This window comes from Deltaproteobacteria bacterium (genome assembly GCA_026388415.1).
Lineage (GTDB): Bacteria > Desulfobacterota > Syntrophia > Syntrophales > JACQWR01 > JAPLJV01.
The window spans coordinates 41,446-49,424 of sequence record JAPLJV010000011.1 but is presented as its reverse complement, the minus strand read 5'-3'; the positions used below and the strand labels follow the sequence as shown (position 1 = coordinate 49,424).

The following is a 7,979-nucleotide window of genomic DNA, read 5'->3' as shown; positions in this document are numbered from 1 at the left end:
TTCAAACCCTTTATGCTGTCCTTGGAGGCGCTGAAATATCCGGCCGTCTCCGACGAGCTATGGATTCAACACCTCCGGACCCATCAATTAGAAGTGCTGGCGCTGAGCCGCGGCGGAATTGAGGAATCACGTTTAGAGGACTATGTGGTTAGCGGCCTGGTTGATTTCGATGATATTTCCTATGACGACCATGCCGATCTGCTCTATGATCTGGCCGCACAGACAGTGGAACATTTTAAAACCTATCTTTCCGAGGAAGACACGCGCAAGGTGCTTCGCTGCTATCAGCGTGATATCGCGCGGTTTATACACTCGCAGATGCTAACCCATTACTGGGAGGATGTGGCCGGGTACGAAGTGATCATCAGCAAAGGCTATACCGAGCTTAAGGAAAGCGCCTATACATATTCCATAACGGAGCCGCCCCTTGATTACCATGTGTCTCCCTCAGATAAGAGCAACATGGCGAAATATCTCTTCAATGGTTTCACCCGGTGCCTCTATCCCGTGCAAAAGTTCGCCTCGGAGGCGGAACGTAAGCTGGCCGTGATCCTCGACAGGGATACCATCAAATGGTTCAAACCCGCCAAGGGCCAGTTTCAAATTTTTTATCGTGTTGGCGCCGATCACCTCGAATATCAGCCGGATTTTGTGGCCGAGACGTCGGAAACGATTTTCATGCTCGAACCAAAAGCCAAGAACCAGATGGAAGATGCCATCGTTTTGGCTAAAAAGAAGATTGCCGTTGCGTGGTGCGCCAACGCATCGAACCATGCCCTCAGTAACGGAGGCAAACCCTGGCGTTATCTGCTCATTCCTCATGATGAGATCGCGGAAAACATCACTTTGGATGGCTTAGCTAAGAGATTTTGTCATTCCTCGCGGTGTTTGTTATGAGATTACCAGCGACGCCGATAGTTTTTTTATAATTTCCAGAAAAAGCCGGTGATGTTTTCTAAAAGGAAAATTTTTCCGGTAGATAATATAAAAATGTCTCTCCATGGAACAGGCGGCGATGTCCACCGGCATGAGCAAACCTTGCTCCAGCTCACGCTTGATGGCAAAAACAGAAAGAATCGAAATGCCGAGACCGGCCAAGATGGCTTCCTTCACGGCCTCGGTGCTTCCCATTTCACAAATCACGCTAAACTGGGACAGGCGATTGCCGCCCTGCTGCTGGAGGAAGCCTTCAAAAATAGCCCTCGTTGCGGAACCATGCTCCCGGATGACAAAGGCTTCCTGAGCAAGCTCGGCAATGGTCACGGACGGTTGCCCGGCAAGCCGATGCTGCGGGGGAACGGCCAGCACGAGTTTATCCCGGCAAAGTCGCACCGATTCAATTTTTTTATTTGCTGTCTCCTTCCCGATGAAACCGATCTCGGCCTGATTGTTAAGCACCATCTGTAAAACTTCTTCGCTGTCATGCATCTGGATATGTACTTTTATCTCCGGATGCGCGGGCAGCATATATGTCAGCAATTGGGGAAGAATATAGGTCGCCGGCGTCGTGCTGGCGGCGATGTAGATATGACCGGAATCCTGATTTTTCAGTCGTTCCACGCGCTCTCGGGCTTCGTCCCGCAGTCGCGCTGCCCGCTTGGCATAGCCGTAAAGAACCTGCCCTTCCGGCGTCAGGGTAATTCCGGCGCTGCTCCGCTGAACAAGCTTCGTTCCTGCCGCGTCTTCCATGTTTTGAATATGTTTGGTCAGGGCAGACTGCGAGAGAAAGAGACTAACCGACGCTTTGGTATAGTTGCCCACTTCAACCAGGGCAATGAGACTTTCCAATTGCTGGAGGGTGATGTTCTTGAAATTATTCATTGGATACCGTACTCCTTGAGTTTATTTTGCCGGGTGCGGCGGTTGATGCCGGAGGCCCGGGTGCGATCGTCACCGGTCTCCTGCAGGGTCTTTGAAATCGGCGCCTTTCCCCTCGCCGCCAGACTGATGCCCGTGGTCATCCATGTGTGGAGTATATGAAGCAAGCTGTGCGCTGTCAAGTAAAAGGGTTTTCCTGCTTGACACAGGTCGCCGGTTGCAGATATGTGGAACAGGGTTGATAATTAAGACTATGGGAATAATCGCGCTCAATGATATTTCGGTAAGCTTTGGCGGGCCGCTGCTTTTAGACGGCGCTACCCTGCAGATTGATGCCGGCGAGCGAATCGGGCTGTCAGGCCGCAACGGCGCCGGTAAATCCACGCTCCTGAGGCTGATCCGCGGCGATATCGTTCCCGATCAGGGCGCGATCATCAGGGCCGTCAATCTCCGCGTCGCCATGCTGCCCCAAGAGGTCCCCGACGACCTGCCCGGAACGGTCTATGATGTAGTGGCCTCGGGCAGTCAGGAGCATCTGGATCTGCTCCGGGAATACCGCACCCTGACCAACCAGATGACCCAGACAAGCGATGTCGGCCTGCTCAAAAAGCTCGCCGAGATTCAACACCGGCTGGAGACATCCGGCGCCTGGCGCTACCACCAGCGGGTCGAGGCGGTAATGGCAAGGACGGAACTGGATGCCAACGCCCTCTTCCAATTCCTGTCGGCCGGATTGAAGCGCCGCGTTTTTCTGGCCAAGGCGCTCGTCAACGAACCGGACCTCCTGCTGTTGGATGAGCCAACGAATCACCTCGATATCAATGCTATTTTATGGCTTGAAGACTTTCTGCTGAAGTATGACGGGACAATCATCTTCGTAACCCATGACCGGGCCTTTCTCCAGAAATTGGCCACCCGCATCGTGGAGATTGACCGGGGCCACCTGCTGTCCTTTGCCTGCGATTACGCTACATACTTAGAACGCCGCCAGGCCATGCTGGAGGCGGAAGAAAAGCAGCGGCACGATTTCGATAAAAAGCTGAATCAGGAGGAGGCCTGGATCAGGCGCGGCGTCAAGGCCCGCCGTACCCGGGATGAAGGTCGCGTGCGGGCTCTCCTGCAGATGCGTAAAGAACGGGCCGGCCGGAGGGACCAGGATGGCAGCGTCAGACTGGTAATCCAACAAGCCGAGCGTAGTGGCAAGCTCGTTGCGGACGTCGAAGAAATCAGCTTCTCCTATGACGACCGTAAGATCGTTGCTCAGTTCTCCACCAACATCATCCGGGGGGACCGGGTAGGGATAATTGGCCCCAACGGTTCGGGCAAAACCACCCTTATCAAGCTTCTGCTCGGCGAGCTGGCGCCACAGCAGGGCAATATCCGCTTAGGCGCCCGCCTCAATATCGCCTACTTCGATCAACTGCGGAACAAACTTGATGAGAAGCTGACCATAAAAGAGAATATCGCCGGCGACAGCGACCAGGTCTTTGTCGGCGGCACACCGCGCCATGTCATCGCCTACCTCAAGGATTTTCTCTTCTCGCCCGCTCAGATCATGGCCACCGTCAAGAGCCTCTCGGGCGGCGAACGCAACCGCCTGCTTTTGGCGAAGCTCTTCAGCGTCCCCTCGAATGTCCTGGTTCTGGATGAGCCTACCAACGACCTCGATGCCGAAACCATGGAACTGCTGGAAGACAGGCTCCTGGAATACGGCGGCACCGTCCTTTTGGTCAGTCACGACCGGGCCTTTCTCAATAACATGGTCACCTCGACGATTGTCTTTGAGGGCGAGGGCCGTCTTCAGGAATACGTGGGCGGCTACGACGACTGGCTCCGCCAGCGGTCCGCCGCAGCCTGGCCATCCCAGACCTCGCTGAAACCGGGGAGTAAAAAACAACCCCGACCACCCCGGGAGAAGCGCAAACTTTCCTATAAGGAGACGCACGAACTGGAAGGGTTGCCACAGAAAATAGCCGCGTTGGAAAAGGACATCCAGAACCTGACGGCCACCTTAAATTCCCCTGATTTCTACGTCAAGAATGACGTCCTGAAAATAAAGGCCGCCAATGAACAATTAGCAGCGTTGACAAGGGAGCTCGATGAGACCTACCGGCGCTGGGGTGATCTGGAGGAACTGGCCGCGAAATTTGACCGTTAGTAAGTTAGAGATTGCTGCATATCGCAAGGAAAATGCGAAAGTTCAATTGCGCAACGCGAAACAATAAATTCAGCATTCAGCAGTTAGCGGTCAGCCGGGAAAAACAAATTTGGTTGTTTTTTGCCAATCGCTAACGACTTGAAAATGGAGGAAACAGAATGAAAGGTGTGCTTCCGGTTTATAAGGATTCGTTCTTTTGCGGATTTAACAGGGAAGACGGATTAAGGCTTCGGATGATGTATGAACCCGGGCTGGTCTATTGTGATGTGAACCTCGACAACCGCTTTGAGGGTTATACGGATGTTTTGCACGGTGGGATGATTTTCGGCATTCTGGATGTCATTATCTGGTATGTAATCTTTATGGAAACGAAAAAGATCAGCATGACAAGACAAACTAAGATGGAATTTTTTAAACCTGTAATGTGCGGCAGTCCTTACATTGCCAAGGGCCGGTTTCTAAGAATTGAGGACAGGGATATCCATGCAACGGCATGGCTGGAAAACGATCAGGGCGAGGTTTGTGCCAGGATAGACGCCCTCTTCAGAGAGGCTAAAGATTTACCTATAGAACATTTCATCAATAAATTTGACTTCAGCCACGCATCGCCGGAGATTAAGGAATATTTTCTGTCACTATTCGGATAATACAACTTTAGTGGTCTCATTCGCCGATTCGCCAGCTCTCCGATTCGAATTTTTTCCTCAGTTGTCCGAATCAATCTGTCAATCCCTCTCTTCCACTGAAAAAACAACCGGCAGTTTTTGCCCGCGTTCCGCTGGCCGGTGATCGCTACGTTAGCCTAAAAAATTTATTGACTCTATGTATAACGAAGGTATAATAATTATACTATGGAATTTGAATTTAATCCGATAAAAAGTAACAGCAATAAGGAAAAACATGGGATTGACTTTTGTGAAGCTCAAACCCTGTGGAATGATCCTGATCTAATTGAGATTCCGGTTATAACCAGCGATGAACCAAGATTTCTGGTAATCGGCAATATTTCAGGGAAGTACTGGTCAGGCGTTATTACTTATCGGTCTGAAAAGATAAGAATTATTTCGGTGCGGCGATCCAGAAAAGAGGAGGTTGATATATATGAAGGCTCGTGAGTTTGACAAAAAATTTGATGAGGGCGGGGATATTTCCGAGCATCTTGATATGTCAAAGGCAAGACGGCCGGAGCAGGGACAGAAAAGGGTGAATGTAGATTTTCCCGTGTGGATGATTCAATTACTGGATAAAGAAGCAAGGCGTTTGGGTGTACCCAGACAATCTATTATCAAATTTTGGGTAGCAGAGCGTCTTGAAAAGGCGTCTTGAATAATAAAATCTCTAACTAATCACTCCACCTGACCGCCCAAAAGCGCGTGGCAGGTGAGCTTTGTGTTCATTTTGTAATCAAATAACAAGGAGGGGACAGTATGAAAAAAATCAAAATTGAGAGTTATTCGGCTTTTTTATATCCAATGCCGATGGTATTGGCAGGCTCTGTTGTTGAGGGGAAAGTAAATTTCATGGCTGTAGGCTGGGTTTCAAGAGTCAATTCCAAGCCGCCTTTGTTTGCGATAGCATTAGGACCGCATCATACAAATAAAGGCATTGAAGAAAACAAAGAATTCAGTATCAATATTCCCGATGTTTCGTTAATTGAGAAAACCGATTATTGCGGACTGGCTTCCGGAGGTAAAACAGATAAATCCGAATTTTTCAATGTTTTCTACGGTGATTTAGGCAAAGCGCCACTGATTGAAGAATGTCCGGTTTGTATGTCATTTTCTTTATATGATACAGTCAAACTGCCGTCTAACACGCTATACATAGGGGAGCCTAAAGAGGTTTTTACAGAAGAAAAATATATGACGGATAATATGTTGGATATTAAAAAAGTAAATCCGTTCACACTGACAATGCCGGACAATCATTACTGGTCTGTCGGTGAAAATCTCGGCAAGGCATGGAATATCGGAAAGAGTTTAAAAAAATAAAGGTTTCGGAAGATGATAACCAGTCAATCAAGCGGACACGGCTATCTCCGTGCCGCTTATCTCGCTGTTATGCTTCAATCGCGATCACGGAAGGGACGCCTTAGAAATGGTAGGCTTCAGGCAGCGGGCCGCTGAGGGCCTTCAAGTAGGGGACTCATTCAGAACCTCACGAATCTTTACAGATGATGACGTTATTCGTTTCGCCAAGATATCGCGAGACTATAACCCGGTTCATTTCGATGCCCGCTTTGCTAAAGCGCTGAATCTCCCAGCACCGATTTGCCATGGACTGCTAACGGCAAGCATGGTTACCGAGATTGGCGGGCAGATTGGATGGCTGGGGTCTGCCATGAATTTCCGATTCAAAGGACCTGTGTATGTCGGTGAAACGATCACATGCAGTTGGGTAATCACGACTATAGGTCAAAATGGTCGAGCCAAAGCATCCGTCACAATTACCAAAGAAGATGGTGCTACCGTGATTGAAGCAGAGATCAGCGGTATTGTGCCTGGAGTTGAAGAGCGTAAGGTCCTAAGTCAAATGCTGTCGGAGGGGGATCCAACAAATGGGTTAACCGATTTAGCGGTATATTAGCATTTATGTATTCCCTAATTGGCCAGAATTAGGTAGCAGTTTAATCTTCTGGTTCCTTATCTGTTTCTCCAAGACTTGCCCCGATCTTATCGTAAAGATTTTTCCGGCTTATACCTAAAAGCCGGGCAGCTCTGCTTTTATTACCTTTAACAGAACTCAAGACGCTTTGAATATATTCATCTTCCATCCGGGCAAGCGTTAGTATCCTGCCTTCTGACTGTGGTTTCTCAGTATCTATTATGCATGACACCTCATTTTTAAGTCCTTCGGAAAGATCATCTGCAACTATCTCCTCACGATGGCTGCTTATCAGGACAGATCTCTCAACGACATTGGCAAGCTCCCGGACATTGCCAGGCCATTCGTATGCTGTAAGTATATCTATCGCCCCTTGGGAAAACCGTTTTTTCCTGCCCCCTTTGGTAAATTTATTAACAAAATAGTTAATCAGCAGGGGAATATCCTCTCTTTTCTCCCTCAGGGGCGGAAGATTGATAACAAAGGTGTTTATCCTGAAAAAGAGATCCTTACGAAACTTGCCTTCCTCGACTTCTCTTTTGAGTCCCTTATTGGTTGCAAATATGAAGCGGACATCCACCTTTGTCTCCTTTGTGTCTCCCAGTTTTCTGAATACACCCGTCTCAAGTGCCCGTAAAACCTTTGCCTGGATGCTCACGCCCATATCGCCCACTTCGTCTACAAAAAAGGTGCCATGATTAGCTATTTCGAGAAGGCCAAGCTTGTCACTATCTGCCCCTGTAAATGCCCCTTTTTTACGCCCGAAGAGCTCGCTCTCAAGCATGGTCTCCTGTAATGCGCTTGAGTTTATGGAAACAAATGGTTGGCGAGATCGTGGACTTAGGTCGTGTATGGCCCTTGCAACAAGTTCTTTTCCTGTGCCCGTTTCACCCAGGACGAGCACAGGGGCATTAGAAAGGGCCACCAGCGAGACGAGATTCCTTACCTTTTCCATTTCCTTGCTTGTCCCGACAAAGTCGTCGTGAATCCCCATCCTGTGGAGATGTTCTTCCAGCACGATAGTTTTTACCTGCAGCATCTTTTTTTCATACGCCCTTGAAATTACGCTGGAAAGCTCCGACATTTTACATGGCTTGGTCAGATAATCATAGGCGCCGAGTTTCATGGATCGAATGGCTGTGGCTACTGATGCAAAGCCGGTAAGCATTATCACTTCTGTAGTGGGTTCCATCTGCTTAAGTTTCAAAAGCAGTTCGACACCATCAGTGTCGGGAAGCCGTATATCGAGAACCACAACATCAATGTTCTCTTTCTTCAATACAGAAAGGGCCTCCCGCGCACTGGACGCAGTAAATATTTTCATTCCCTCTTCGGTTAAATGCACCGTAAAGGCATCAACAAGCCTTGTTTCATCGTCTACAATCAGAACACGGATCAT

General features: G+C 49.1%; 10 protein-coding genes. 7 read left to right on the top strand and 3 right to left on the bottom strand.

Features of this window, described 5'->3' with window-relative positions; genetic code table 11:
- Positions 1-897 (top strand): type III restriction endonuclease subunit R (locus NT140_02850; GenBank protein ID MCX5830823.1); only part of this gene is annotated, 897 nt, incomplete at its 5' end.
- Here NT140_02850 and NT140_02845 read toward each other — a convergent pair.
- Complete coding sequence (locus NT140_02845) at positions 892-1,821, bottom strand: selenium metabolism-associated LysR family transcriptional regulator (GenBank protein ID MCX5830822.1); 930 nt, start codon at positions 1,819-1,821, stop codon at positions 892-894. The genes NT140_02850 and NT140_02845 overlap by 6 nt on opposite strands.
- The gene (locus NT140_02840; GenBank protein ID MCX5830821.1) at positions 1,818-2,000 is read right to left on the bottom strand and encodes a hypothetical protein; all 183 of its coding nucleotides are present in this window, start codon (positions 1,998-2,000) and stop codon (positions 1,818-1,820) included. The genes NT140_02845 and NT140_02840 overlap by 4 nt, the downstream gene beginning before the upstream one ends.
- A gap of 71 nt (positions 2,001-2,071) precedes the next feature.
- Between NT140_02840 and NT140_02835 the strand changes: the two genes are divergently transcribed.
- The 6 genes from NT140_02835 to NT140_02810 all read left to right on the top strand — a co-directional run bounded on the left by NT140_02835 (position 2,072) and on the right by NT140_02810 (position 6,562).
- Complete coding sequence (locus NT140_02835) at positions 2,072-3,976, top strand: ATP-binding cassette domain-containing protein (protein MCX5830820.1); 1,905 nt, start codon at positions 2,072-2,074, stop codon at positions 3,974-3,976.
- Between the two features lie 158 nt (positions 3,977-4,134).
- Positions 4,135-4,623 carry a PaaI family thioesterase gene (locus NT140_02830; GenBank protein ID MCX5830819.1) on the top strand — a complete coding sequence of 163 codons (489 nt, stop codon included), beginning with the start codon at positions 4,135-4,137 and terminating at the stop codon, positions 4,621-4,623.
- A 204-nt stretch (positions 4,624-4,827) separates the two neighbouring features.
- Positions 4,828-5,091, top strand: a complete 264-nt coding sequence (locus NT140_02825) for a BrnT family toxin (GenBank protein MCX5830818.1) — start codon at positions 4,828-4,830, stop codon at positions 5,089-5,091.
- Positions 5,078-5,302, top strand: coding sequence for a CopG family transcriptional regulator (locus tag NT140_02820; protein ID MCX5830817.1), 225 nt, complete (start codon positions 5,078-5,080; stop codon positions 5,300-5,302). Before NT140_02825 ends, NT140_02820 begins: the two co-directional genes overlap by 14 nt.
- 101 nt (positions 5,303-5,403) lie before the next feature.
- On the top strand, positions 5,404-5,967 hold the full coding sequence (locus tag NT140_02815; protein ID MCX5830816.1) for a flavin reductase family protein: 564 nt from the start codon (positions 5,404-5,406) through the stop codon (positions 5,965-5,967).
- A gap of 106 nt (positions 5,968-6,073) precedes the next feature.
- Positions 6,074-6,562 (top strand): MaoC family dehydratase, encoded by a 489-nt coding sequence (locus NT140_02810; GenBank protein ID MCX5830815.1) that lies wholly within the window; start codon positions 6,074-6,076, stop codon positions 6,560-6,562.
- A 40-nt stretch (positions 6,563-6,602) separates the two neighbouring features.
- Here NT140_02810 and NT140_02805 read toward each other — a convergent pair whose 3' ends face one another.
- A complete protein-coding gene (locus tag NT140_02805) occupies positions 6,603-7,979 on the bottom strand; it encodes a sigma-54 dependent transcriptional regulator (GenBank protein ID MCX5830814.1) in 1,377 nt (458 codons plus the stop codon).